The following is a 24,054-nucleotide window of genomic DNA, read 5'->3' as shown; positions in this document are numbered from 1 at the left end:
CCGGCGGCTGGCGGGCGCGGGGCCGCTCAGGCGGCGAGCGCCGCGCCCGCTTCCTTGCGCGCCACGCCGGCGACATAGGTCTGCACGATCGCCCGGTCATCGCCCATCATCTGCAGCACGAAGAGCTCTTCCTCCAGCGTCTGCGCGCGTTCCATGCGCAGCGCCATCGCAGAGGTCGCCCGCGCGTCGAGCACCACGACATCGGCCTCGCTGCCCGGTACCAGCGTGCCGATCCTGTCGGCGAGGCCGAGCACCTCGGCATTGCCCCGGGTGATCCAGTCGAAAGCGCGCAGCGCCTGGAGTTTCTGGCCCTGCAATTGCAGGATCTTGTAGCCCTCGTTGAGGCTTTGCAGCATCGAGAAGCTGGTGCCCGCGCCGATATCCGTGGCAATGCCGCTGGTGATCCCGCGTGCCTCGAGTCCGGCGGCATCGAACAGGCCGCTGCCGAGGAACAGGTTCGAGGTCGGGCAGAACACCGGATGCGCGCCGCTCTGGGCGATGGCGTCGATCTCGCGCGGCTTCAGGTGGATCGCATGGCCGAGCAGGCTCCGCGGGGTGAGCAGGCCGAAACGCTCGTAGACATCGAGATAATCGCGCGCCTGCGGGTAGAGTTCGGCGGTGAAGGCGATTTCGTCGTGGTTTTCCGACAGATGCGTCTGCACGTAGCAATCGGGATGTTCCGCCATCAGCGCGCCGGTCATTTCCAGCTGCTCCGGGGTCGAGGTGATGGCGAAACGCGGGGTGATGGCATAGAGCCCGCGGCCGCGACCGTGCCATGTCTCGATCAGCGCCTTGCTGTCGTCAAAGCCCTGCTGCGGCGTGTCGCGCACGGCCTCGGGCGCGTTGCGGTCCATCATCGTCTTGCCGCCGATCATCCGCATGTTGCGGCTCTCGGCCTCGGCGAAGAAGGCCTCGGCGGAGGTCTTGTGCACCGAGCAGAAGGCCACCGCCGTCGTCGTGCCGTGATCGATGAGCTGGTCGCAGAAGCGCCGGGCCATGGCGCGGGCGTGCTGCGCATCGGCGAATTCGGCCTCGGCGGGGAAGGTATAGCCGTTCAGCCAATCAAGCAGCTGGCTGCCCCAGCTTGCCACGATCTGCAACTGGGGGAAGTGGATATGGGTATCGATGAACCCGGCCATCAGCAGATGCGGGCGGTGGTCGATGATCTCTGTGCCCTGAGCTTGAAGCGAGACTTCGGCATAGGGGCCCGAGGCGATGATCAGCCCGTCGCGCAACAGCAGCGCCCCATCCTCGACATAGGAATAGGCGGTGCTGTCCTCGGCGCTGAGCGGCGCGCGGTTGAAGCTCAGGATACGGCCGCGCAGGAGCGTGTCGGTCATCGGATCATTTCCATCTCTTTGTGAGGGGGCGGGGCCGGGGGCGCCCGCCCCGGAGTTTGTCAAACGGGTTGCTGTTTCTGCGGCATCAGGTCCGGCTCGTCCGGCACGATGATCCGGTTGACCAGATCCTCCTTCGGCGCGACCAGCGGATAGAGGAAGAGGAAACTGCCGGTGATCAGGTAGCCCAGCGTGATCCCGTCGAGCTGCGGCAGTTGCAGGCTGGCGGCATGGATGATCCCCAGCGAGGACATCGCGGCGGCGGCGAAGGCGAAACCGGCGGCGTTGCGGAAGCGTGCGTCGATGACACCGGCGACGATCGCGCCCCAGATCAGCCCGGTGAGGATTGCCCCCTGCGCCAGCGCCAGATGGCCGTCGTAATGCGCGCCCTCCATCAGCATCGCGGCGGTCAGCTGCGGATCGCCGAGCGCGGGCAGCCCCTCGACCCCGGAACTGCGCAGCGCATTGTGCAGCGAGCCCCATTTGGTGACCAGGAAGCTCGACACATGCGGCATGATCGCGATGGCGACGGCGGCCATATGCTCGGTCCTGACGCTGAAGGCGGTGTTGGTGATCAGACTTACCGAGACGAAGACCAGCACCGGGGCGGCGGCGGCGACCGGGATCAGCCCGTTGATGAAGGCGAGGAAGCCGAAGAAGGCGGCGAAGGCGATCACCCCGGCGACGCCGATGATGTAGCCGGCATGGGCTTCGAGCCGCTTGTAGGCCGGGTGGCCGATATAGACGGTGGTCGGGAAGGGCGAGCCGAAGACCGCGCCGATCATCGTGCCGACACCGTCGGTCACCTGGCAGACCGCGACCGGATAGTGGTCCCCCGCCGCCTCGGCGCTTTCGACGTTGTTCATCGTCTCGATGAAGTTGTAGATCTGCACCGGCACCAGCACCAGGAACAGTTCGGGATTGGCGAAGAGATACTGCACCCCGGCGATCATGTCGCCGAGATAGGGCAGCGGCGGGTAGAAGCCGATGCCGTCGATCTCAAGAGAGGATTGCCCGATCAGGATCGCGCAGAACGTGCCGACCCCGATGGCCAGCAGACCGGCGGGGATGTTGAAGGGCAGGCGGAAACGTCCGATCAGCCCCCAGAGGATGATCACCAGCGAGGCAAAGCCGATGATCGGGTTCTCGAAGATCTGCGACAGCGGCACGGCGCCGATGAACACCAGCGCGATCCCGCAGAGCGTGCCGAGCATCCCGGCGCGCGGCGTGACGCGTTTGAGGAAGGGGCCGACGATGGCCCCGAGCGCGGCGACGATGCCGCCCATGAACCCGGCGCCGATCCCGACCTGCCAGGCCAGCAGCGCGTCCTGCGTGGCCCAGTAGATCGGCCCGATGACCCCGAAGAGATAGACGAACATCACCGGTGTGGAGATGCCGTAGGGCAGGGCGGTGACATCGCGACCGGTCTTCTCCGCGATGCGCTTGGCCATCAGCGCATAGACCGCCACCCCGGCGATGATGGCGATCGCAGCCCCCGGCACGATGCGGCCATAGACGATCTCGGCGGGCATCTGGAACACGAATTGGCAGACCCCGGAAAGAACCATCAGATTGACCAGGTTATCGGTGAAAAGCGCCCAGAAGGCGCTGTAGTCGCTCCGGGCGAAAAGCCGGTAGCTGTAAGGTTTCGTCGTCATGTCCCTTGTCCTCCCATGGGGTCTCTTGCGGCGCCATTCTCCTCCCTGGCGCCGCGTCCTTCAGCGGATCGAGACGCTCGATCCGCGTGGCGTTGTCACCTCATTGCGGCTCAGCGCCGCCATCACTTCGGCGGCCACGAATGCGGCGATCACCTCCGGGCGCTTGTCGCCGCTTTGCCCCGCGCCGATCGGGCAGGTCAGACCCTGCGTCGCCACGCCGTCGATTTCGCCGCGGCAGAAACGCTCGAATTTCGCGCGTTTGGTGGCCGAGCCGATCATCCCGACATAGGCAGCATCGCCGCGCGCCAGCGCCTGCGCGCTCAGCAGGAAATCGAGCGCATGATCATGGGACAGCACGATGAAGGCGCTGCCCGGCGGCGCGGCGTCGATCTCGGCCTCGGGCAATGCGCAATGGCGCATCTCGACCTGCGCGGAGCAGAGCCGCAGCTCCTCGGCGCGGCTGTCCACGAGGACGGGTCGCACCGGCAGGCGGGCGAAGCAATGCGCCAGCTCGCGGCCGATATGTCCGGCACCGAGCACATAGACATGCGGCCGGGCGGCCTCTTCGGCTCCGGCGGCGCGGGTGGCGGCTTCGCGCGCGGCGCTGTCCATGCGCTGCAAGGCGATCTCCACCCGACCGCCGCAGCATTGCCCGATCTCCGGCCCGAGCGGCACATCCATATGGCCTCTCTCGTGCCCCGAGCGCAGCAGGGCGCGGGCCTCGTCGAGCGCCATATATTCAAGCTGCCCGCCGCCGATGGTGCCCCGCATCTCATCCGCGGCGACGAACATCTCCGCCCCTTCGTCGCGCGGCGAGGAGCCGCGCACGCGGGTGATGCGCACATGGATTACCTCGGCGTGACGCGCGAGAAAATCGCGGAGGGGCTCGCGACGCGCCATGGCTCAGCCCTCCGCCTGCAGCCGCTCGACCGCCATCAGAACCCGTTCGGGCGTGGCCGGCGCGTCGAGCCGCGGGCAGGTGCGGTAGTCGGCAACGCTGGCCACCGCCATCGACAGGGCCTCGAAAACCGAGATGCCGAGCATGAAGGGCGGTTCGCCCACTGCCTTTGAGCGTTTGATCGTGTTCTCCCGGTTCACCGACCAATCCGCCAGCTCGACATTGAAGATTCGCGGCCGGTCCGAGGCCAGCGGGATCTTGTAGGTCGAGGGCGCATGGGTGCGCAGCTGGCCCTGCTTGTGCCACCACAGCTCCTCGGTGGTCAGCCAGCCCATGCCCTGGATAAAGGCGCCCTCGACCTGACCGCGGTCGATCACCGGGTTGAGCGAACGGCCCACGTCATGCAGCAGGTCGGTGCGATCGACGACATATTCGCCGGTCAGCGTATCGACCGACACTTCCGAGAGCGCCGCGCCATAGGCGTAGTAATAGAAGGGCCGCCCCTTGCCGGTCTCACGGTCCCAGTGGATCTTCGGCGTCTTGTAGAACCCGGCCGCCGAGAGATGCACCCGTGCCATATAGGCCAGCTTGATGAAATCGGCGAAGGCCACCCGCTCCTCGCCGACCTGCACCGCGCCGGGCAGGAAACGCACGGCTTCCGGCGAGACGTCCCATTTGCGTGCGGCGAATTCGACCAGCCGCGCCTTGATCTGCGTGCAGGCATCGAGCGCTGCCATGCCGTTGAGATCGGTCCCCGAGGAGGCGGCGGTGGCCGAGGTGTTGGGCACCTTTTCCGTCGTGGTCTTGGTGATCTTGATGTTGTCGAATTCGGTCTGGAAAGCATCCGCGACGACCTGCGCGACCTTGGTGTTGAGCCCCTGGCCCATTTCGGTGCCGCCATGGTTGAGATGGATCGAACCGTCACTGTAGACATGCACCAGCGCGCCCGCCTGATTATACCAGGTCGCGGTGAAGGAGATGCCGAATTTCACCGGGGTCAGGGCGATGCCCTTGCGGATCACCCCGCCGCGCACGTTCCAGTCGAGCACCGCCTTGCGGCGTGCCTGATACGCGGCCCTTTCCTCCAGATCGGAGACGATGCGCGGCGCGATATTGTCCTCGACCTGCTGGTGATAGGGGGTCAGGTCGCGCCCCTTGTCGCCGTAGAAGTTGCGCTTGCGGATTTCGAGGGAATCACAGCCCCGGTGATAGGCGATCTCCTCCATGATCCTCTCAGCGACGATCACCCCCTGCGGACCGCCGAAGCCGCGAAAGGCGGTGTTGGAGACGGTGTTGGTCTTCATCGGGTGCGAATTGAGCTGCACATGGGGGTAGAAATAGGCGTTGTCGGCATGAAACAGCGCCCGGTCGGTGACCGGCCCGGACAGATCCGAGGAAAAGCCGCAACGCGCGGCAAAATCGCCGGTGACCGCCTCGATCCGCCCCTGATCGTCAAAGCCGACCTCGTAGTCGATCACGAAATCATGGCGCTTGCCGGTGGCGGACATGTCATCGTCGCGGTCCGGGCGGATCTTCACCGGGCGGCTCAGCTTCTTCGCGGCCACGGCGGCGACGGCGCAGAACAGGTTCATCTGCGTCTCCTTGCCGCCGAAACCGCCGCCCATGCGCCGCACGTTCACCACCACCGCGTTGGAAGCCACGCCGAGTACATGGGCGACCATATGCTGCGCCTCGCTCGGGTGCTGCGTGGAGGAATGGACGATGACGTCCTCGTCCTCGCCGGGAATGGCGAAGGCGATATGGCCCTCGAGATACATGTGATCCTGCCCACCGACACGCATCCGCCCCCTGATCCGGTGCTTCGCCCGGCTCATCGCGGCCTGCGGCGCGCCGCGTTTCAGGGTCAGGGGCGGGGTGACATAGGGCATGTCGGCCGCGCGCGCCGCCTCGGCGTCAAGCACATGCGGCAGGTCTTCATAGGTGACCTTGGCGAGCTGCGCGGCACGGCGGGCGGCGTCGCGGGTCTCGGCGATCACCGCGAACATCGGCTGACCCCAGAACTCGACCTTGCCTTCGGCGAAGATCGGTTCGTCATCGCGCCCGGTCGGGCTGACGTCGTTGACGCCGGGGATGTCGGCGGCCGTCAGCACCGCGACCACGCCGGGTGCCGCCCTGACGGCGCTGAAGTCGATATCGCGGATCAGCGCATGGGCACGGGTCGACAGGCCGAGATAGGCATGCAGCGTGCCGACGGGTTCGGCGATGTCATCGGTATATTCGGCCCGTCCGGTCACGTGTTTGATCGCGGAATCGTGCTTGCGGTCCTGATGGACACCGCCCGCGATCCCGGCGACGCGCGGCGCGGCGGCGTCTGCGTCCCTCACGGGGGCGACATTCTCCCGCTCGGCGAGGTCCTGGTTCAGCTTGGCATCGTCGTTCATCTCTCGGCCCTCCCTCAAGCCCGCAGCAGGCGCACCGGCGCGGCCTGTTCGGAATGTTCCAGCCAGAAGCGGCGCAGCAGGTTCTGCGCGGCGCGCATCCGGTAATCGGCGGAGGCGCGCCAGTCGCTCAGCGGGGTGAAATCTTCCGGCATCCGCGCCGCGGCGTCGCGCAGGCTCGCCTCCGCCCAGGGTGCCCCGATCAGCGCGGCCTCGACCTTTGCCGCGCGTTTCGGCGTCGCGGCCATGCCCCCGAAGGCGATCCGGGCCGCCGTTATCATACCCTTTTCGAGCGTGATGCTGAACCCGGCGGCGACCGAGGAGATGTCCTCGTCGCGCCGTTTCGATATCTTGTAGGCGCTGTGCAGCGTGTCGGCCCGCGAATGGGGAATGTCGATACGCTCGACGAATTCGCCGGGGGCCAGGTCCTGCTTGCCGTAATCGATGAAGTAATCCTCGATCGGCAGCGTCCGTCGGCCTGCCCCCTTGCGCAGGATCACCTCGGCCCCCAGCGCGATCAGCACCGGCGGCGTGTCCCCGATCGGCGAGCCGTTGGCGACATTGCCGCCGATCGTGCCCATGTTGCGGATCTGCCAGCCGGCGATCCGATCCCAATATTCGCGCAGATGCGGATATTCGGCACAGAGCACATCGGCGCTGGCGGAATAGCTCACCCCGGCCCCGAGCCGGATCGCCTCGTCGTCCCGGGAGATCTGGCGCAGCTCTTCGAGATGAGAGATGAACACCGCAGGCGAGATGGTGCGCAGGAATTTCGTCACCCAGAGCCCGACATCGGTGGCACCGGCGACGATCGTGGCATCGGGATGGGTCTCCAGCACCGCCGCCAGATCGTCGAGATCGGCAGGCAGGATCGCGCGGCTCTGCCCGTCGCTCATCTCGACACGGCGGTGATCGGCAAGGTCGGCCAGACGTGTCGTGACCGCCGCGCGCTCGGCGTTGAGCGCGTCCTGGGCCGGATTGCCGTAATCGCTGATCGCGCGGGCCGCGCGGATGATCGGCTCATAGCCGGTGCAGCGGCAGAGATTACCCTGGATCGCGGTCTCGATCTCGGTTTCCGACGGGTTCGGGTTCTGCATCCAGAGCGCATAGAGCGACATGACGAAACCCGGCGTGCAGAAACCGCATTGGCTGCCATGGTGCTCGACCATCGCCTGTTGAACGGGATGCATCCGCCCGTCGGCCCCCGCGAGATATTCGATGGTGACGACATGGCAGCCATCGAGCGAGGCCATGAAACGGATACAGGCATTGACCGTCTCGTAGCGCAGCGCGCCGCCGCTCAGTCGGCCGACGAGCACCGTACAGGCCCCGCAATCGCCCTCGGCGCAGCCCTCCTTGGTGCCGGTCAGCCGACGCTGCAGGCGCAGGTGATCGAGCAGCGTGTCGCCCGCCCCGACCTTGTCGAGCGTGACCTCCTGCCCGTTCAGCAGAAAATGAATGTCTGCGCGATGTCCCATATGTCCTCCCTTGGCGGGGAGGGATGGCCTGTCCCCGACCGGAACGACCATGCGCCTTTGGACTATATATATCTAGAAGGCAGACTGGTAAGCTATTTCAACGAATCTTATATAATCGGGAGCGCCGCGCATGCCCTATATCGAAAGCCTGCGGGTGTTTGTCCGGGTCGTCGAACGCGGCAGCATCACCGCGGGCGGACGCGATCTGCGCCTGACCCCGGCGGTCGCGAGCAACCGGATCAAGGAGCTCGAACAACGGCTCGATGTGCGGCTGTTCAACCGCACCACGCGCAAGCTCTCGCCGACGGACGTCGGGCAGGCCTTCTATGAACATGCCCGTAACGTGCTGCAATCGCTGGAGGATGCCGAGGCCGCGATCTCCGGCTATTCGGACCGGCCACGCGGGGCGGTGCGGGTGACGGCGCCGCTCGGGGTCGGCAAACGCTTCATCGCGCCGCTGATCCCGCAATTCGTCGAACAATATCCCGATGTCTCGGTGCGTCTGCGCCTGTCGGACCGCAAGGTCGATATCCTCGATGACGGGATGGACGCCGCCTTCATCGTCGGGCGACCGGCGGATTCGAACCTGAAACTGCGCAAGATCATCGATTGTCCCCGCGTCCTCTGTGCCGCGCCCGCCTATCTGGAACGGCGCGGCACACCGGAGACGGCAGCCGCGCTGGCGCGGCATAATTGCCTGCTGCTGCGCTATCCGCGTTCGCCGGAATATTTCTGGACCCTTGCGGGGGCGGAGGGGCCGCTGAAGCTGGAAGTCTCGGGCAGCTATGATTCCGATGACGGGGATGTGCTCACCGGATGGGCGCTCGACGGGCGCGGCATCGTCAACAAGCCGCGGTTCGACATTGCCGACCATCTCGACAGCGGCGCGCTGGTGGAGATCCTGCCCGAGACCCCGCCGCTGCCCTCGGTCTTCGGCTGTCTCTATCCGCACCGCCGCCTGCAGGATTCAAAGGTCCGGCTGTTCATCGATTTCATCGTGGAGCATACGCGCAGGGCGCTGCCCGGCTGAGGGGCGACACATGGCGCGCGGCCGGTAGAGCGCGCCATGTGTCCTGACGTCGAGGGGGGAGAGAGTGAGTTCGCGGCGTCAGCCCGCCTTGTTGGCCTGCAGCGCCTGCAGCCGTTGGGCGATCTTCAGGTTCAGGTCCTGATCCATCGCCGCGGCGTGGTTGATGTCGAGATAATCCTCGAAGGTCAGCCCTTCGGTCTCCTCGATGGAGACGCGCATCTCGGCTTCGGCCTTGGCGATCAATTCCTTCTGCGCGGTCTCGTCCTCGGCATTTTCAAGCTGCTGGGTATAGCTGTCCTGGATTTCCGAGACCTTGATCACCGCGCTTGCGAAGGCGTCGAGCTGTTCTTCTTCGAAGATTTCGGCCTGACCGGGCGTGGCCTGCGGGGTTTCCGGCTTCTGCGGCGCGTCGGCGCTCGGCTGTTGTTCCGGGGCCGCGGTTTCCTCGGCCATCGCGAAGGAGGCCGGGGCGGCGGAGAGGGCGAGCGCCAGCGTGGCGGCGGCTAATTTCCGGGTGGAGAACATCATGCATCCTTTCAAGGGCTTCTCACAATCGAACGCGTTTCCCGCGTCCGGTCAGGATGAATTAGGGGCGCCCCCGCCCCGAGGCAAAAGCGGCGGCGGTTTCTTGCGTCAGACGCCCTAGTCCCGAGCGTCGATCCGCCGGGCGGGGGCCGCAGGGTCGGGTGTTGAGCGGCTGTTCGCCCGGGACCAACCGCTTGCCGCTGGGACACTTGCCGCGGGTGCAATGCGGCAATGCAGAAACGCCTGCTGTAAAGCACGTTGGCGGGACCGATATAGGGCAGGAAGCCTGAAAGGTCACAAAGATGTCCACCCTCACATTGCCCCATCCCCGCCCGCTGATCCGCGGGGCCGCGCCCTGGCGCGAGGTCCTGTTGAAACATTATACAAGGCTCGGCGCCGCGTCGCGCCGGTTGCGCTTCCTCGGCGGGGTGGCCGACAGCGGGCTGCGTCGGCTGGCCGGTGAAACCCGCCCGGCGAGCGTGCTCGGGATCGAGCTCGACGGTCAGGTCCGCGGCGTGCTGGAGATCTTCCCGGTCAGCCAGGGCGCGGTGGAGATCGGCATATCGGTCGAGGATGCCTATCAGGGCCGCGGCATCGGGCGGCGCCTGTTCACCGCCGGTCTGCGCGAGGCCGAAAGGCTCGGCGCGGCGCAGGCGGTTTTCCTGTTCCACACCAGCAACGCCGGTATCCACCATCTGGTGAGCAGCGCCGGGGCGCGGATCACCGTCGAGGGCGATGAATCCCGCGCCCGGGTCGATCTCTCGCAGGCGGTGCAGCGGCACGGGCTGGGCGGCTGAGCCGCGCCGCCGCCTGCCTCAGAACATCGCGCGCGGCAGCCAGAGCACCAGCGCCGGAAAGGCCACCAGCAGCGCCAGACGCAGGATATCGGCGAGGATGAAGGGCGCGATCCCGCGCACCACCGTGCTCTGGCTGAGCCCCTTTACCGTCGCCTGGATCACGAAGAGATTCATGCCGATCGGCGGCGTGATCAGCCCGATCTCAGCGACAGTGACGACGACGATGCCGAACCAGATCAGGTCGAAGTCAAGCCCCATCGCCACCGGCGCGAGCAGCGGCACGGTCAGCAGGATCATCGACATCGAATCCATGAAACAGCCGAGCACGATGTAAAACAGCAGGATCAGCACCATCACCGCCAGCGGCGAGAGGCCCGAGCTTTCGATCTGCGCGATCAGGAATTGCGGCAACCCGGTCCCTTCGAGGAAGAAGTTGAACAGCGCCGCCCCGATCAGGATGAAGAAGATCATCCCCGTCAGCGCCGCCGTTTCGAGCACCGAGGCGCGCAGGGTGGCGCGGGTGATGCCGCCCGACACCAGCGCCAGCAGGAAGGCTCCGACGGCGCCGACCGCCGCCGCCTCCGTCGGGGAGAACCAGCCGAGGTAGATGCCGCCGATCACCAGCCCGAAGAGCAGCAGCACCGGCCAGATCCGCCAGAGCAGCGAGAGCCGCCCGCGCCAGGCGGTGCGCGCCGCGGCGGGTGCGAGCTCCGGGCGCAGCCGCACGACGACCAGGATCGCCAGCGCATAGAGCCCGGCGCCGAGCAGGCCGGGGATCAGCGCGCCGATGAACAATTGCCCGATCGAGCTCTGTGTCAGCAGGCCGTAGATAACCAGCAGGATCGACGGCGGGATCAGCACCCCGAGCGTGCCGCCCGCCGCCACCGTCGCGGAGGAGAGCGCGTCGTCGTAATCATGGCGGCGCATCTCGGGCATGGCGACGCGGCCGATGGTGGCGACCGTGGCCAGCGAGGAGCCGCAGATCGCCCCGAAGACCGCGCTGGCGCCGACGGTGGTGACCGCGAGCCCGCCGCGCACGTGACCGATGAAGCCGTTGATCACCTCGAACAGCGATTTCGACAGCCCGGCATGGGAGGCGAAGACCCCCATCATCACGAAGAGCGGGATGACCGAGAAGGAATAGGGAAAGATCGACTCGAAGGGCGCGCTGCCGAGCACATAGGCGGCGCCCATCCAGCCGTTGAGCCACCAGTAACCGGCCACGCCGATCACGCCCATGGCCACGGCCACCGGGAAGCCGAAGGCGATGAGCAGCAGCGCGGCGATGAAGCCGCCGAGGCCGAGGAGCGGCAATGTCATAGCTCTTGTCCTTGCACTTGCGGCGACAGGAAGGCGGCGATGGCGCCAAGCAGCGAGAAGCCCAGGCCGATCAGCAGCGGCAGCCAGAACCAGGAGATCGGGATGCCGAGCTGCTGCGACCTGTCCCCGAACATCACCCGTTGCTGGAAGGTGCCGTAGCCGAGCCAGAGCATCGCCCCGAGCAGCGCCAGCGCCGCCAGCATGGCGAGGAAACGCAGCAGGATCTGCGGCGCCCGCGGCAGGCGCGTGATCAGGAAATCGACCCCGACATGCGCGCCCGAGCAGAAGGCCCAGGGCATGACCAGCCAGGCCCCGGTGACGACGAATAGCTGCACGAGGTCAACCACCCCGTCGATCGGCAGGCCGACCCGGCGGCCGAGCACATCGGCCACCGTCACCAGCGCCGCCGCGCCATAGGCGGCCACGCCGAGCATCGCGAGGACAAGGATGGCGCGGCGGGTCGCGGTCAGGAATATTTGCAAGTGCCAGATCTCCGGCTTGGGACGGGAAAGGGAGGGGAGGGGCGGGCGACGCCGCGCGCCGCCTGCCTTTCGTCTCGTCGGCGCGGCCTATTCGGCGGGCTCGAACGCCGCGACCTTCTCCTGCATGGCGCCGTAGATCTCGCGCGCGTCGCTCACGCCGTCGGCGACCTGCTTTTCGAGATAGGCGTCGATCATCGGCTGCAGCGCCTCGGCCCATTCGGCGCGCGCCTCGGGGGAGAGCACGGTGATCTCGTGACCGGCCGCGACCGCCTGCTCATGCCCCGGCGCATCCCAGTCGTCCCACCAATCGCCGAACCGGGCGACCAGCGGGTCACCGGAAAATTCGTCGATACATCCCTGCGCCTCGGGGCTGAGCCTTGCGTAGGAATTCTCGTTCATCACGAAGAAGAAGGAGACCGTATAGGCGCCGAAATCGAGGTGATGGGTCAGTACCTCGTTGAGCCCGAAGGAATTGACCGGGTCCCAGGGGAAGACGGTGCCGTCGATCACCCCGCGCTGCAGGTTCTCGTAGACCTCGCCGGGGGGCAGGCCCTGCGGCGTGGCGCCGAGGAAGGACAGCATGTCGGAGACCGCCGGGCTCGGCGTGCGGATGCGCAGACCCTCCATATCGGCCATGGTCTCGACCTTCTTGCCGTTGGTATGCAGCAACCCGCCGTTATGGGCATGCAGCGCCAGCACCTTCAGCCCCTTGTATTCCTCTGCCAGCGGTCCGGGCAGCAGCGACCAGAGCGCCGCTGTCGCGGCCCCGGCATCGTCGGTGAGGAACGGCATGTCGATCAGCGAGCTGCGCGGAAAGCGGCCGCGCGGGATGCCGTGCAGGCCATGGGCGATATCGACGACGCCGGCCATCACCTGTTCCTGCTGGCGTGCCACGTTGCCAAGCTGCGAACCTGCCGCGGAGATCTCGAACTGGACCTCGCCATCGGTGCAGGCGCTGACCTGCTCGGTCCAGGGTTCGATGAAATCCGTGTGGATGCCATGGACCGCAGGCAGGAAATGGCTGACCTTCAGAGTCACTTCGGCACTGGCGCCCTGGGGCAGGGCAAACAGGGCAGCGGCCCCCGCCGCCAGGATGGGTTTGCTTGTCGTCATGAATGGTTCCTCCCGTTTATCATGTCGTTCTTATTGGCCGTCTTTTCGGCTATCTTTACAGTGCGACGCGCAGCTTGCAGCCCTCCCGCGCGCGCGAGCAGCAGGACATCATCCGCCCGCCCTCGCGTTTCTCGCCTTCGCTCAGGACCTTGTCGCGGTGGTCGATCTCTCCCTCGAGCACCTCGACCTCGCAGGAGCCGCAGAGCCCCTCCTCGCAATCGCTCGGCACGTCGATCCCGGCGCGGCGCAGCGCATCGAGCATGGTCGCATCCGCGGGCACATGCAGGCTCAGCCCGGAATCGGCGAGCTCGACGTCAAAGCCGGTCTCCTTGCCGGGATCGAGCGCCGACCCGGCGGCGGTGAAATGTTCGAAATGAAAGGCCCCCGGCGGCAGGTCGGCGGTGAGTTCCTCGAGCGCGGCGATCATCCGCTCGGGTCCGCAGGCGCAGATCTGCCCGTCCTCGGGGCGCGACGCGACCAGCGCCGCGAGATCGGCGCGCGCGCCTTCGTCCCCGGCATAGACGCTGAGCTGCGCGCCGTGGTCGCGTTCGAGCCGGTCGAGAAAGGCCATGCTGCGCCGCGACCGCCCGGCATAATGAATGCGGTACTCATGGCCCAGCACCTTCAGCCGGTCGGCCATGGCGATGATCGGGGTGATGCCGATGCCCCCGGCGATCAGCACATGGGCGCTGGCTTCCTCATCGAGACGGAAATGGTTGCGCGGGCCGCGCAGCTTCACGATCGTGCCGGGCTTCAGATGGTCGTGGAAATGCCGCGAGCCGCCGCGGCCCGCGTCCTCGCGCAGGATCGCCACGCCCATCCGCCGATGATCGCGCGCACCGCAGAGCGAATAGCGCCGCGACATGCCATAGAGCTCCAGCTCGACATGCGCCCCGGCGCTCCACTCCGGCAGCGCCTCTCCCTCCGTATCCTCGAGCGTCGCCGCAAGCACGTTCTGCGCAGGACGGGAAGTTTCCACCACCCGCACGCGCCGGGCGATGTCCTGCTGGCGCGGGGCGCCGATGGCGAAGCTGTGCGCGGCCTCGCGCAATGCCGGATCGCGGCGCTCGGGGTTTTCTGCCGGGTCCCATTGCACCATGAGATGATCGGGGCCGCGGAACGAGGTATTGGGCAGATAGGTGAAATCCTGCGCCGCCAGGCGCATGTGCGGCAGGCGCCGGGTGAATTCCTCGACAAAGATCCGCATCTCCATGCGGGCGATGTTCTTGCCCATGCATTGATGGCTGCCATAGCCGAAGGTCAGGTGATCGACCGCGTTGTCGCGCCAGATGTCGAGCGCATCGCCATTCTCGAAATGATAGGGATCGTGGTTGGCGGAGGCCTGCACGATCAGCAGCTTGCCGCCCTTCGGGATCGCGACGCCGCCGATCTCGGTGTCGCGGGTCGCCTCGCGCCGCCAGGCCACCACCGAGCCGACGAGACGCAGACATTCCTCCACCGCGTTGGGAATGAGCGAGGGATCGCCGCAGAGCCGCCGCCAGACCGCCCGGTCCTCAAGCAGCACCTTCAGCGCATTGGCAGAGGCCAGCGCCGTCGTTTCATGGGCGGCGACGATGATCGCCATCATCATCGAATGGAGGTAGCTGTCGGTCACCACCTCGGGCGCCTCGGCATTCTTGCGGATCGCGTAATGCATCCAGCCCGGGCCGTCGGAATCGGCGCGCATCCTTTCCAGCACCTCACCGGCGAATTGCCAGAACCTGCCGACCGCATGGGCGACCTCGACCTGTTGCTCCGGCGTCGGCCGTCCCCAGGTATTGACCGTATGGGCCACCGAGAAATCGCGCAGCCGGGCCATGTCGTCCTCCGGCACGCCGAGGAAATCCAGCGCCACGGTGAGCGGGATCTCCCAGAGCATCTCCTCGACCAGATCGGCCTCGCCCCGGTCGATGAAGGCGTCGACCTTCTCGCGGGTCATGCGGCGGATCTTCTCTTCGCGACCGGCGAGGTTCTCCGGGATGAAATGCTCCATCAGCGCGCGGCGCCGCTCCATATGCGCGGGCTCGTCCTCGTTCACCAGCGTGCGGTTCATCGCGTAATCGTAGCTGGCCAGCACGTCGAGCGACTCCTGGCTGACCGGGGTGATCTTCTCCAGCGCGTTGCGCGGCGAGAAGGTGATGTTGTCGCGGAACACGGCCTTCACATCGGCATAGCGGCTGACCACCCAATAGCCGAGCTTGGGGGCATAGAACACCGGCTCCTGCTGGCGCGCCCATCGCAGCGCCGCGGCCGGGTCGGTCTGGTAGGGCTTGTCGAAAGGATCGAAGGCGGCCGCATGTGCCGAAAGGGGGCAGCCGGTGGGCGAGCGCGCCGGGCCGACAGGACAGGCTGAGGGGCGCGATACGATCATGGGCGGGCCTTTGTGCGAATTGTCATTTACTTTTATCGAACAGCATTGTATCGATACCCGAACATATGCAGCGGAATCTACGCTGTCAATCGAGTTCGCACCATGGATACCAACCGGCTTCAGACCCTCGACCGCGGCATGCTCGCACTGCAGATCGTCGCGCAGGCGCCCCGCGGCATCAGCGTCGCCGATCTCGCCCGCGAGCTCGACGTCGCGCGCGCCGCCGCCTACCGGATCGTCGCGACGCTCGAAGACCACGCGATGCTGCACCGCGATGGCACGGGCCGGATCCGGCTCGGCAGCGGCACGCTGGTGCTGGCGGCGCAATTCGACACCGGGCTGCGCGGCATCGCCCGCCCGATCGTCGAGAAGCTGGCGGCCAAGACCCAGGCCACGGCTTTCGTCTCCGTCGCCCATGGCCGTCAATGCACCGCGATCCTGACGGTCGAGAGCGACAGACCCTTCATCAACATCGCCTATCGCGCCGGGGTGCGGCATCCGCTGGACAGGGGGGCCGCGGGAATCGCGATCCTCGCCGGGCGGCCCGAGGCGGCGGAGGATTCCGACGAGATCCGCGAGGCGCGACGGCTCGGCTACAGCCTGACGCGCGGCCAGCTTCAGCCCGGCGCGGTCGGCGTGTCGAGCCCGGTACCGCTCAGCCCGGACCTGCATCCGGGGCTCGAATGCAGTATCGGCGTGGTGGCGATGGAGGATCTCGACGTTGCCAATGCGGCGCAGGCGGCGATGCGCGCGGCGGGCGAGCTCGCGGCGCTGATGGGGCATGGCCTGCGCCGCTGAGATCGGCGCAGCGATCTTGCGGACGTTCGCGGAACGTTTCGCCTGGTCGGCGGTTCTTCCACAGAGGGGCAGGCGGCGATCACCCCGCCTTCGCGCCAACAAGAACAGCCAGGGAGCCAGACATCATGCAATTGCAAGACCCCCTACCCGGACAGCAACCGCCCGAGAACCCCGAGCCGACCCCGCCGCCGCAGGAAGTGCCTGACGAACAGCCCCGCGAACGCCCGCCCGAGGTGCCCCAGGAAACCCCGCAGCGCAACCCGGACGAAACCCCGCCGCAACCGCCGCAGGAGACCCCGTCGCGCTGAGGGGATCTGCGCCGGGGTCGCGTGACTCCGGCGGTCTTTCGTGACGCGTTTTTCTCACACGGCAATTTTTCACAGGACTTTTTTCACAGGGCGCGGAATAAATCCGGGCCCTGTCACGTCTGTTCATCAATGCAGCCGGTATGCCTCGGCATACCTTCATCAAGCGAGCGAGGAGCGACATGACAATCATGCAGAACGTCAAGAGACGACATTTCCTGATCGGTGCGGCCGGGGCGGTGGGCGCCGGGGCCACCGGCGCGATCCCGGCCTTTGCGCAGGAAGCGGGCAAACTGCCCGATTACGTGGCCTGGAAGGATGCCGAGGATTTCATCGTCCATTCCGCCCAGACGCTGGAAACCAAGCGCGGGGTAATCGGCACCTCGATCGTGACCCCGAACAGCGAAATGTATATCCGCAACAACCTTCCGGCCCCGGACGAGGCCATCGTCGCCGATCGCGACGCCTGGGAAGTGAGCTTCGAAGGGCTGTCCGACGCGAAGACGATGACCCTTGGCGAGCTGAAGAAGGTCGCGGTCGAAACCGTCGCCACGGTGCTGCAATGTTCCGGCAACGGCCGGGCCTTCTTCGAGCACGAGACCTCGGGCTCGCAATGGGCCACCGGCGCGGCGGGCTGCGCGATCTGGTCCGGCGTGCCGGTGCGCGCGCTGGTCGAGGCGATGGGCGGTGTCAGCGAGGGCATGCAATGGCTGACCGGCACCGGCGGCGAGGAGATCCCCGAAGGATTGCCGCCCGAGACCATCCAGGTCGAGCGCTCGGTGCCCAAGGAGGCGCTGGAGACCGCGATCCTCGCCTGGGAAATGAACGGCGAGCCGATCCCGCTGGCCCATGGCGGGCCGCTGCGTCTGGTCATCCCCGGCTATTTCGGAGTCAACAACGTCAAATACCTGAAGCGTCTGGCCTTCACGGCGGAGGAATCGCCCGCCAAGATCCAGCAGACCAGCTATCGGATGCGTCCGGTCGGCGAAAAGGGCGCGCCCTCGCAGCCCTCGATGTACGAAATGCCGGTCAAATCCTGGATCACCGGCCCGCTGCGCGATGCCGAGACGGGTCGCGTGCAGATTCACGGCGTCGCCATGGGCGGAACCGAGGAGCTGGAGAAGGTCGAAGTGTCCCTCGACGGCGGCCAGACCTGGCAGGACGCGCCGATGGTCGGTCCCGATCTGGGCAAATACGCCTGGCGTCCCTTCGTGCTGATTACCGACCTTGCCGAAGGCACCCATGAGCTGGTGAGCCGCGCCACCACCACGAGCGGCGAGACCCAGCCCGAGGATTTCCCGGCCAATGAACGGGGCTATGGCAACAACGGCTGGCGTGTCCATGGCGTCGACGTCACCGTCGGCTGAGCCTGATCTCCCGCCGGTGATGCTGCCGGCGGGACTTTGCAAACGGAGTAACATTCATGTCTTTCTTACCTGCACCGCTCACCTGCGGAGCCGTGCTGCTGACCCTCGCCGCGGCGCCGGGTCTGGCCGATACCCCGGTCGATCTCGAAAAGGGCCGGGTAATCTTCAACGAAACCGCCGCGCCGAACTGCGGTATCTGCCACACGCTGGCCGATGCCGGATCGCAGGGCGCGGTCGGTCCCAATCTCGATGAGCTGAAACCCGATGCCGAGAAGATCCGCGCCGCGGTGGTCAGCGGCGTGGGCGTCATGCCTCCGTTCGAGGACAGCCTCAGCGCCGCGCAGATCGACACCGTGGTGAATTACGTCGCGGCAGTGGTCGGCAATCCGGCTGCCACGGCGGAGGAAGCGCAGGCCACCCCGGCGGCGGAAACCACAGAGGAACAAGACCCGGCGCAGACTGCGGATGTTCAGGACGCCGCGCCCACCGAAGCTGACGCTATGGCGGAATCCGACGCGGGCAGCGACGCGCTGGCCGCGCTGACCGATGAGGACCGCGAGATCCTCGCCATGGGCGATGCGGAAGCGGGCGAGAAGGTTTTTCGCAAGTGCAAATCCTGCCATACCGTTGAAAAGGGCGGAGCCGACCGGGTCGGACCGCGTCTCTACGGGATCGTCGGTGATACGGTGGCACGCGCCGAGGGCTTCAAATACTCCCGTCCCATGAGCGCGATCGAAGGCGACTGGACCCCGGCCTTCCTCGCGGAATTCCTCGCCGACCCGCGCGGCACGATCAAGGGCACCAAGATGGGCTTTGCCGGGCTGCGCAAGGAGCAGGACCGTGCCGACGTGATCGCCTATCTCGACGCGCATTCCGACGCGCCGCTCGCCAGCGCGGAATAAGGCGCGATCAAATGCAGCGCGTGGCGGTCTCGGTCGCCGCGCGCATCGCGAGAACGCTGGTGCCGAGCGTCCCGGATTGCCGGGTCAGTGTCTCGAGATAGGCCCCGACGCTGGCGAAACGCTCCGCGTCCATCCCCGCCGCCACCGCCACATAGCTCAGCCCCCCCGCGTGCCATTGCCGGACCAGCACGTTTTCGGTCGGAACGCCGAGCCGCGCATCGGTGCCGACGAGCACTGTCAGCTGGCAGCCGCGTTCTCCCGCGAAATGATAGGCCCCGCCCGCATCGCTGCTCGCCGCCATGTCGGTGAGCGTGAGCCCGGCCGCCGTAAGATCGGGGAGCGTGCCGAAGCTTTCCTGCGCCGCGGCGATAAGCGCCGCATGGGCGGAGACAGGCTGTGCGCGACTGGCGAATTCCGCATGCCAGGCCAGCGCATCGCGCGGCGGCGCTTCGGGATCGCCCAGCAAATGGACAGTAACGAAGCCCGCCAGTGCCAGCGACGCCGCCAGCGCCAGCCCCCGGCGCATCCGGTGCGCGAGCCGTCGGGGTGCGAGCTTCGCCTCCGGTGCCGGTGCCGGGCGCAGATGTCTGAGCTGAGCGGAGATTTCCGCGATCTCGATCAATGTGGCCCGCAGGGCAGGCTCGCGGTCCAGCCGCGCCTGCATCTCGCGCGTCGCCTGCGGGTCGAGCTCGCCGTCGTGAAAGGCGCTGAGCCGGGTCCAGTCATCCATCGTGCTATCGTTCATCGCGTCACTTTCCGCTGCGGCACAGCCTCGGCCGGTCCCGCCATTTTTTCGCACATCACCCGGCGCGCCCGGCTGAGCCTGCTCATCACCGTGCCCACCGGCACCTCCATCACCTCGGCCGCCTCGACATATCTGAACCCCATGACATCGATCAGGAACAGGATCTCCCGCGTGGCGGGGGGCAGCGTGTCGAAGGCGATCCGCACCAGCGTGTCGCGGGCGACGTCGGGGCTGGCGGGGGCCTCGTCATAAAGACGCGTCTGGGCGGTGTAATATTCCCGGCGCACGCGTCTTTTTCGCAGCTCATCGACATTGAGATTGCGGATCACCCGGAACATCCAGCGCCGCAGCGCCGGGACCTCGGAGGGCGCGCCGCGGGCCTGCAGCGCGCGTTCGACGGCATCCTGCACGAGATCTTCCGCATCGGCCGGGTTGAGCGAGACCGAGCGGGCGAAGGCGCGGAATTCGGGCATCAGGGTGACCAGCGCGGCCTGCAGCCTGCGACTCATTCGGCCGACCCGGTCGTAGGGCCCACACCCGCATATGCAACGGCGCGGCGCGCGACGCTGATCTTTTTCGCAAGGCAGGGAAGACTCGGTGTCGGGGAGGTCATGCAGGCAACCTAGAGCTTCTGCCGGATCGCGGCAAGAATGCTGCGGAAGCGAGGCGCCTGCGGGATCGCGGCAAGAATGCTGCGGAAGCGAGACGCCTGCGGGCTGCGGGCGAGCCGCAGCCCCCGGTGTTTCGCAACGGGCCCCGGCCCGCCATGCGCTCAGGGCGTATCGTCCTCCGCCTCGGGATAGCTTTGCAGCGTGTCGATCATGTCTAGCATCTCGGGCGGCATCGCGGCTTCGCCGATCTCGTAGCGGCGCACCGCGCCGTCATCGCCCTGCAGCGCGATGGAGTAGTTGACCCGGTCGGCCCCCTTGTCGAAAGACGCCTTGGCCATGGCGCTCAACTGCGCATCGCTCAGCATCTCGCAGGCCTGCGCGCGAATCTCCGCGGGCAGGGCGTTCACATCGACCTTCCGGTCCTGACCGAGGCCAAAACCGCCGATCCCGCCAGTCGTCGCAATCTTTATGATCATCAGGGCACATCCCATCGCCGCACAGCCGCTCATGCTCAGACTTGAATCCCCACCAGTTTCCACGCCCGGCGCAGCAGGTTGACCTCCAGCGAGCCGATGCCGTGCAATTCCATCGCGCTGCTCACCGTCTGACCGGCCCAGTCGTGAAAGCTGGCCAGCGGATTGTTCAGCCGCTGCAAGGCATGATACCAGATCTGCCCGGGCTTTGCCCATGCATTGCCGCCCAGATATTGGCAATAGAGATAGAAAGCATGGTTGGGGATGCCCGAATTGATATGCACGCCGCCGTTGTCGCTGGTCGTGTCCATGTAGAAATCCATGTGATAGGGCTGCGGATCCTGACCGAGCACCGCATCGGCATAGGCGGTGCCGGGGGCCCGCATCGAGCGCAGCGCGACGCCGTTGATCTCCGGCCCTAGGATGCCCTTGCCCACCAGCCAGTCGCTGTCATCGACGCTTTCCCCGAGCGCATGTTGCTTGGCCATGATCCCGAAAACATCGGCGAAGCTTTCGTTCAACGCGCCGGATTGCCCCTGATAGACCAGACCGCCGGAGAATTGCACGACCCCGTGACTGAGCTCGTGGCCGATGACCGACAATTCGGTGAAGGTCGAAAAGATCTCTCCGTCGCCATCGCCATAGGCCATTTGCTCGCCGTTCCAGAAGGCGTTGCTGTAATTCTTGCGGTGATGCACGGTCTGCACGAGCTTCATCCCGAGACCGTCGAGCGAATCACGCTGGAAATGGGTGAAATAGAGGTCATAGACATGGCCCGCCCCGTCATAGACCCGGTCGACATCAACATCCCCGGTCGGCGGATCGCCCTCCTTGCGCACCAGCTTGCCGGGCAGCGCCGCCTTCTGCTCCCCGTCATGCACCGCGCGGTCGAGATTGCGCTGCATCGTCGCCTGCGACAGCGCCGGGGTCACGAAATCGAAGGTCGGCAGGGTGCTTTGCGGGGTCATGCGCAGGCTCTGCCGATCCTGTCGCTCGCGCCGGGCCTTCTCGTTGAGCTCGAGTTGGGCGCGGGCGGCTTTCGCGGTCTTCGCATCGCCGCGCATGGCCAGCACCTCGAGCATATAGGGCGGTACGATGCAGTTGATCGGCTGGCGCGGGCCGGGTGACGCGTGGCATTGGCACATCGAAGCTCATCCTTTGAAACCTGCACTTTTCTACACCGGGACATTGCAACCTCGGGGCAGCCTCGCGGGCAGTATACATGGAAATGCGCGAAATTCATCCGCTCTCCATGCTCTTGGGTTGTGGCACCGCCCCCTTGACCTCGCCCTGCAACGACCGCAATCATCGGCAGGCCCCAAAAGCGCCGCATTGTCGTCCTATCTGCGGGCGAAGTGACGATTTACCCGGTTCGATCAGGAAGTGCATACCCGACAAGATGGCTGAGCAAACAACCCAAGACGGCCCCGGCGCCCCGCTGTGGTTCGACGATCTGCGCCCCGGTTCCGAAGGGCAGGGCTTTCTGGAGAAGAACCTGCGCCATTCGCTGCTCTTCACGCGGCGCCAGAGCGACCGGCTGCTGGTGACCTTCGACAACCTCAGCAACGTGAATGACACCGCTCCGGGCCGCGACCCCTGGGCCTTCAAATTCGCCCGCGACAATTGCCATTCGCATCTCGGCGTGATGGCCCATGTCAGCGACTGGTATCGCGATGCGGCGCTGATCCGGCGTTTCGAGGTTCTGGCCGAGGAAGGCTTCTTCGAGGGCTATGAAAGGGTGCTTTTCGCCGGCGTGTCGATGGGAGCCTATGCGGCGCTGGCCTTTTCTTCGCTGGTGCCGGGTGCGCATGTGGTGGCGATCAATCCGCAGAGCACGCTCGATCCGGCGCTGGTCCCCTGGGAGACCCGCTACGAGAACGGGCGGCGCCAGGACTGGAGCCTGCCGCTCGGCGATGGCGCGGCGCTGAGTGCCGGGGCGGAACGGGTCAACATCTTCTACGATCCCTATCACGCGCTCGATCAGAAACATGTGGACCGGTTCAGCGGCGATAATCTGCGGATCTTCAGATGCCGCCATTCGAGCCACAAGACGGCGGTGTTCCTGCGCAAGATCGGCGTGCTCAAGGAGGTCATGAACCGCGCGCTGACGGATGAGCTCACACCCGAGGATTTCTATCGGATGTATCGTGCGCGGCGCAATCTGCCCTGGTATCGCGGCGCCGTCTCCGGTTATTTCCGCGAGCGCGGCCGCACCGCGTTGGCGGATCGTTTCGACATCGAATTCCGCCGCCAGCTGCGCCTGCGCAAGGCCGAGGCAAAACCGGCGGCCGCACCGGGCAAGGTCACCGCGCAGGCACTCGCCGAGATCGCCGCCCAGCCGAGGATCAAGGACACAAAGGCCCCCGCTCAGGGGCCGCAGGCGCGCGTCCGTCTGCCGGAAAACCCCGGCGGCAAGGCCGCGCCGGAGCGCGGTGCCGAAAGCCGGGTCATTGTCACCACGATGAAGAACGAAGGCCCCTTCATGCTCGAATGGGTGGCCTATAACCGGTTGATCGGCTTTACAGATTTCCTGATCTACACGAATGATTGCGATGACGGCACCGACAGGATCGCGCAGCGGCTGGAGCAGCTCGGCATCGGGCAGCATCGCGAGAACCCGTTCAGGCCGGGTGCCAGCCCGCAGCGCAGTGCGCTCAATGACGCGGGCAATGAGGAGATTGTCCAAAACGCCGATTGGCTGATCTGCGCGGATTGCGATGAATTTCTCAATATCCGGGTCGGCGACGGGCGGCTTGATGATCTGTTCGCGGCGATCGGCGAGGCCGATGCGATTTCTGTCTGCTGGAAGCTGTTCGGCAACAGCGGTCAGATAGATTATCGCGACCTGCCGGTCATCGAGCAATTCGACCGGGCGTGCGGAGAGCAGGAGTTTCCCAATTATCGCGCTCTGGGCATGAAGACGCTGGTGCGCAACAACGAGCGGTTCCGCAAGCTGCGCATCCACCGTCCGGCGTTCCATCTCGACCGCGGCGATATCGCCTGGGTCGATGGCGGCGGGCAGCCGATGCCCGATCCCTATCTGGTGCAGGGCTGGAAGGCATTCGACGGTTTCCGTCACGATTATGCGCGGCTGCATCACTACGCGGTGCGTTCGGTCGACAGTTTCCTCGTCAAGCGCGACCGGGGCCGGACCAACCATGTGGCGGATGATCAGGGCATCAGCTATTGGAGCAACATGAACTACAACAGCGACCGGGATGTCACGATCCAGGCCCGTCTGCCGGGGCTGCGCCGGGAAATGCAGGAATTGCTGAAAGATCCGCAGCTTGCACAGCTGCACCAGGGTGCCATCGACTGGCATCGCGGCAAGATCGAGGAATTGCGGCGTCGCGACGGCTGGGACGCCTTTCGCGCGGCGATCACCGCGATCAACGCGGCGCCCGAGCGTCAAGAGGGCTGAGCCGATTTCACCGAAGCTGCCCGA

The 24,054-nt window shown here is 66.3% G+C and carries 21 protein-coding genes; 7 read left to right on the top strand and 14 right to left on the bottom strand.

Translation table 11 applies throughout. The features are described from left to right. Positions 1 to 26: 26 nt before the first annotated feature. The 5 genes from guaD to xdhA are packed head-to-tail and all read right to left on the bottom strand — an operon-like array spanning position 27 to position 7,770. Entirely contained in the window at positions 27 to 1,340 is a 1,314-nt protein-coding gene (gene guaD, locus ACFSUD_RS10820; protein ID WP_386374265.1) for a guanine deaminase, read from the bottom strand. 59 nt (positions 1,341 to 1,399) lie between these two features. Continuing rightward, positions 1,400 to 2,995: a xanthine/uracil/vitamin C permease gene (locus tag ACFSUD_RS10815; protein WP_386374263.1), complete on the bottom strand. Its 1,596-nt coding sequence runs from the start codon at positions 2,993 to 2,995 to the stop codon at positions 1,400 to 1,402. Positions 2,996 to 3,055: 60 nt separating this feature from the next. After that, a complete protein-coding gene (gene xdhC / locus ACFSUD_RS10810; protein WP_386374261.1) occupies positions 3,056 to 3,895 on the bottom strand; it encodes a xanthine dehydrogenase accessory protein XdhC in 840 nt (279 codons plus the stop codon). A 3-nt stretch (positions 3,896 to 3,898) separates the two neighbouring features. Then, the gene (xdhB, locus tag ACFSUD_RS10805; RefSeq protein WP_386374259.1) at positions 3,899 to 6,295 is read right to left on the bottom strand and encodes a xanthine dehydrogenase molybdopterin binding subunit; all 2,397 of its coding nucleotides are present in this window, start codon (positions 6,293 to 6,295) and stop codon (positions 3,899 to 3,901) included. Positions 6,296 to 6,309: 14 nt separating this feature from the next. After that, positions 6,310 to 7,770 carry a xanthine dehydrogenase small subunit gene (gene xdhA / locus ACFSUD_RS10800; protein ID WP_386374257.1) on the bottom strand — a complete coding sequence of 487 codons (1,461 nt, stop codon included), beginning with the start codon at positions 7,768 to 7,770 and terminating at the stop codon, positions 6,310 to 6,312. 130 nt (positions 7,771 to 7,900) lie between these two features. On the opposite strand from xdhA, the gene ACFSUD_RS10795 reads away from it, so the two are divergent. Then, on the top strand, positions 7,901 to 8,800 hold the full coding sequence (locus ACFSUD_RS10795) for a LysR family transcriptional regulator (RefSeq protein ID WP_386374255.1): 900 nt from the start codon (positions 7,901 to 7,903) through the stop codon (positions 8,798 to 8,800). A 78-nt stretch (positions 8,801 to 8,878) separates the two neighbouring features. On the opposite strand, the gene ACFSUD_RS10790 is transcribed toward ACFSUD_RS10795, so the two are convergent. Beyond that, a complete protein-coding gene (locus ACFSUD_RS10790; protein ID WP_386374253.1) occupies positions 8,879 to 9,325 on the bottom strand; it encodes a DUF4168 domain-containing protein in 447 nt (148 codons plus the stop codon). 302 nt (positions 9,326 to 9,627) lie between these two features. On the opposite strand from ACFSUD_RS10790, the gene ACFSUD_RS10785 reads away from it, so the two are divergent. Next, positions 9,628 to 10,122 (top strand): GNAT family N-acetyltransferase, encoded by a 495-nt coding sequence (locus tag ACFSUD_RS10785; RefSeq protein ID WP_386374251.1) that lies wholly within the window; start codon positions 9,628 to 9,630, stop codon positions 10,120 to 10,122. Between the two features lie 18 nt (positions 10,123 to 10,140). On the opposite strand, the gene ACFSUD_RS10780 is transcribed toward ACFSUD_RS10785, so the two are convergent. The 4 genes from ACFSUD_RS10780 to ACFSUD_RS10765 all read right to left on the bottom strand — a co-directional run bounded on the left by ACFSUD_RS10780 (position 10,141) and on the right by ACFSUD_RS10765 (position 15,408). Next, positions 10,141 to 11,442 carry a TRAP transporter large permease gene (locus tag ACFSUD_RS10780; RefSeq protein ID WP_386374249.1) on the bottom strand — a complete coding sequence of 434 codons (1,302 nt, stop codon included), beginning with the start codon at positions 11,440 to 11,442 and terminating at the stop codon, positions 10,141 to 10,143. Continuing rightward, positions 11,439 to 11,924 (bottom strand): TRAP transporter small permease, encoded by a 486-nt coding sequence (locus ACFSUD_RS10775; protein WP_386374247.1) that lies wholly within the window; start codon positions 11,922 to 11,924, stop codon positions 11,439 to 11,441. Before ACFSUD_RS10775 ends, ACFSUD_RS10780 begins: the two co-directional genes overlap by 4 nt. A gap of 87 nt (positions 11,925 to 12,011) precedes the next feature. Further along, positions 12,012 to 13,037: a TRAP transporter substrate-binding protein gene (locus tag ACFSUD_RS10770; protein WP_386374245.1), complete on the bottom strand. Its 1,026-nt coding sequence runs from the start codon at positions 13,035 to 13,037 to the stop codon at positions 12,012 to 12,014. 55 nt (positions 13,038 to 13,092) lie between these two features. Continuing rightward, a complete protein-coding gene (locus ACFSUD_RS10765) occupies positions 13,093 to 15,408 on the bottom strand; it encodes a cytochrome P450/oxidoreductase (protein ID WP_386374243.1) in 2,316 nt (771 codons plus the stop codon). Between the two features lie 102 nt (positions 15,409 to 15,510). Between ACFSUD_RS10765 and ACFSUD_RS10760 the strand changes: the two genes are divergently transcribed. From ACFSUD_RS10760 to sorU, 4 genes are all read left to right on the top strand, one after another. Next, positions 15,511 to 16,206, top strand: coding sequence for an IclR family transcriptional regulator (locus ACFSUD_RS10760; protein WP_386374241.1), 696 nt, complete (start codon positions 15,511 to 15,513; stop codon positions 16,204 to 16,206). Between the two features lie 125 nt (positions 16,207 to 16,331). Beyond that, positions 16,332 to 16,514 (top strand): hypothetical protein, encoded by a 183-nt coding sequence (locus ACFSUD_RS10755; protein ID WP_386374239.1) that lies wholly within the window; start codon positions 16,332 to 16,334, stop codon positions 16,512 to 16,514. Positions 16,515 to 16,693: 179 nt separating this feature from the next. Next, positions 16,694 to 17,878 carry a SorT family sulfite dehydrogenase catalytic subunit gene (sorT, locus tag ACFSUD_RS10750; protein ID WP_386374237.1) on the top strand — a complete coding sequence of 395 codons (1,185 nt, stop codon included), beginning with the start codon at positions 16,694 to 16,696 and terminating at the stop codon, positions 17,876 to 17,878. A gap of 56 nt (positions 17,879 to 17,934) precedes the next feature. Further along, on the top strand, positions 17,935 to 18,780 hold the full coding sequence (gene sorU, locus ACFSUD_RS10745; RefSeq protein ID WP_386374235.1) for a SorU family sulfite dehydrogenase c-type cytochrome subunit: 846 nt from the start codon (positions 17,935 to 17,937) through the stop codon (positions 18,778 to 18,780). A 7-nt stretch (positions 18,781 to 18,787) separates the two neighbouring features. Here the strand turns inward: sorU and ACFSUD_RS10740 are convergent, their stop codons facing one another. The 4 genes from ACFSUD_RS10740 to ACFSUD_RS10725 all read right to left on the bottom strand — a co-directional run bounded on the left by ACFSUD_RS10740 (position 18,788) and on the right by ACFSUD_RS10725 (position 21,754). Beyond that, positions 18,788 to 19,525 (bottom strand): anti-sigma factor family protein, encoded by a 738-nt coding sequence (locus tag ACFSUD_RS10740; protein WP_386374233.1) that lies wholly within the window; start codon positions 19,523 to 19,525, stop codon positions 18,788 to 18,790. Continuing rightward, on the bottom strand, positions 19,522 to 20,034 hold the full coding sequence (locus ACFSUD_RS10735; protein WP_386374231.1) for an RNA polymerase sigma factor: 513 nt from the start codon (positions 20,032 to 20,034) through the stop codon (positions 19,522 to 19,524). The genes ACFSUD_RS10740 and ACFSUD_RS10735 overlap by 4 nt, the downstream gene beginning before the upstream one ends. 263 nt (positions 20,035 to 20,297) lie before the next feature. Continuing rightward, positions 20,298 to 20,612: a protealysin inhibitor emfourin gene (locus ACFSUD_RS10730; protein ID WP_386374229.1), complete on the bottom strand. Its 315-nt coding sequence runs from the start codon at positions 20,610 to 20,612 to the stop codon at positions 20,298 to 20,300. Positions 20,613 to 20,647: 35 nt separating this feature from the next. Then, positions 20,648 to 21,754, bottom strand: a complete 1,107-nt coding sequence (locus ACFSUD_RS10725) for a M4 family metallopeptidase (RefSeq protein WP_386374228.1) — start codon at positions 21,752 to 21,754, stop codon at positions 20,648 to 20,650. A gap of 254 nt (positions 21,755 to 22,008) precedes the next feature. Between ACFSUD_RS10725 and ACFSUD_RS10720 the strand changes: the two genes are divergently transcribed. Beyond that, the gene (locus tag ACFSUD_RS10720) at positions 22,009 to 24,030 is read left to right on the top strand and encodes a glycosyltransferase family 2 protein (RefSeq protein ID WP_386374226.1); all 2,022 of its coding nucleotides are present in this window, start codon (positions 22,009 to 22,011) and stop codon (positions 24,028 to 24,030) included. Positions 24,031 to 24,054: the final 24 nt, after the last annotated feature.

The organism is Sulfitobacter aestuarii, assembly GCF_042685005.1.
In the GTDB taxonomy this organism is placed as follows: Bacteria; Pseudomonadota; Alphaproteobacteria; order Rhodobacterales; family Rhodobacteraceae; genus Sulfitobacter; species Sulfitobacter aestuarii.
Note: the sequence above shows the minus strand (reverse complement) of the source record. Positions and strands in the feature narration are given on the sequence as shown.

Coding starts and splice junctions, on each gene's coding strand:
- ACFSUD_RS10815 (WP_386374263.1), bottom strand. CDS start 2,995: ATGACGACGAAACCTTACAGCTACCGGCTTTTCGCCCGGAGCGACTAC.
- xdhB (WP_386374259.1), bottom strand. CDS start 6,295: ATGAACGACGATGCCAAGCTGAACCAGGACCTCGCCGAGCGGGAGAAT.
- ACFSUD_RS10730 (WP_386374229.1), bottom strand. CDS start 20,612: ATGATCATAAAGATTGCGACGACTGGCGGGATCGGCGGTTTTGGCCTC.
- ACFSUD_RS10765 (WP_386374243.1), bottom strand. CDS start 15,408: ATGATCGTATCGCGCCCCTCAGCCTGTCCTGTCGGCCCGGCGCGCTCG.
- sorT (WP_386374237.1), top strand. CDS start 16,694: ATGACAATCATGCAGAACGTCAAGAGACGACATTTCCTGATCGGTGCG.
- ACFSUD_RS10795 (WP_386374255.1), top strand. CDS start 7,901: ATGCCCTATATCGAAAGCCTGCGGGTGTTTGTCCGGGTCGTCGAACGC.
- ACFSUD_RS10720 (WP_386374226.1), top strand. CDS start 22,009: ATGGCTGAGCAAACAACCCAAGACGGCCCCGGCGCCCCGCTGTGGTTC.
- guaD (WP_386374265.1), bottom strand. CDS start 1,340: ATGACCGACACGCTCCTGCGCGGCCGTATCCTGAGCTTCAACCGCGCG.
- ACFSUD_RS10740 (WP_386374233.1), bottom strand. CDS start 19,525: ATGAACGATAGCACGATGGATGACTGGACCCGGCTCAGCGCCTTTCAC.
- ACFSUD_RS10725 (WP_386374228.1), bottom strand. CDS start 21,754: ATGTGCCAATGCCACGCGTCACCCGGCCCGCGCCAGCCGATCAACTGC.
- ACFSUD_RS10785 (WP_386374251.1), top strand. CDS start 9,628: ATGTCCACCCTCACATTGCCCCATCCCCGCCCGCTGATCCGCGGGGCC.
- ACFSUD_RS10755 (WP_386374239.1), top strand. CDS start 16,332: ATGCAATTGCAAGACCCCCTACCCGGACAGCAACCGCCCGAGAACCCC.
- sorU (WP_386374235.1), top strand. CDS start 17,935: ATGTCTTTCTTACCTGCACCGCTCACCTGCGGAGCCGTGCTGCTGACC.
- ACFSUD_RS10770 (WP_386374245.1), bottom strand. CDS start 13,037: ATGACGACAAGCAAACCCATCCTGGCGGCGGGGGCCGCTGCCCTGTTT.
- ACFSUD_RS10790 (WP_386374253.1), bottom strand. CDS start 9,325: ATGTTCTCCACCCGGAAATTAGCCGCCGCCACGCTGGCGCTCGCCCTC.
- xdhA (WP_386374257.1), bottom strand. CDS start 7,770: ATGGGACATCGCGCAGACATTCATTTTCTGCTGAACGGGCAGGAGGTC.
- ACFSUD_RS10780 (WP_386374249.1), bottom strand. CDS start 11,442: ATGACATTGCCGCTCCTCGGCCTCGGCGGCTTCATCGCCGCGCTGCTG.
- ACFSUD_RS10760 (WP_386374241.1), top strand. CDS start 15,511: ATGGATACCAACCGGCTTCAGACCCTCGACCGCGGCATGCTCGCACTG.
- xdhC (WP_386374261.1), bottom strand. CDS start 3,895: ATGGCGCGTCGCGAGCCCCTCCGCGATTTTCTCGCGCGTCACGCCGAG.
- ACFSUD_RS10735 (WP_386374231.1), bottom strand. CDS start 20,034: ATGAGTCGCAGGCTGCAGGCCGCGCTGGTCACCCTGATGCCCGAATTC.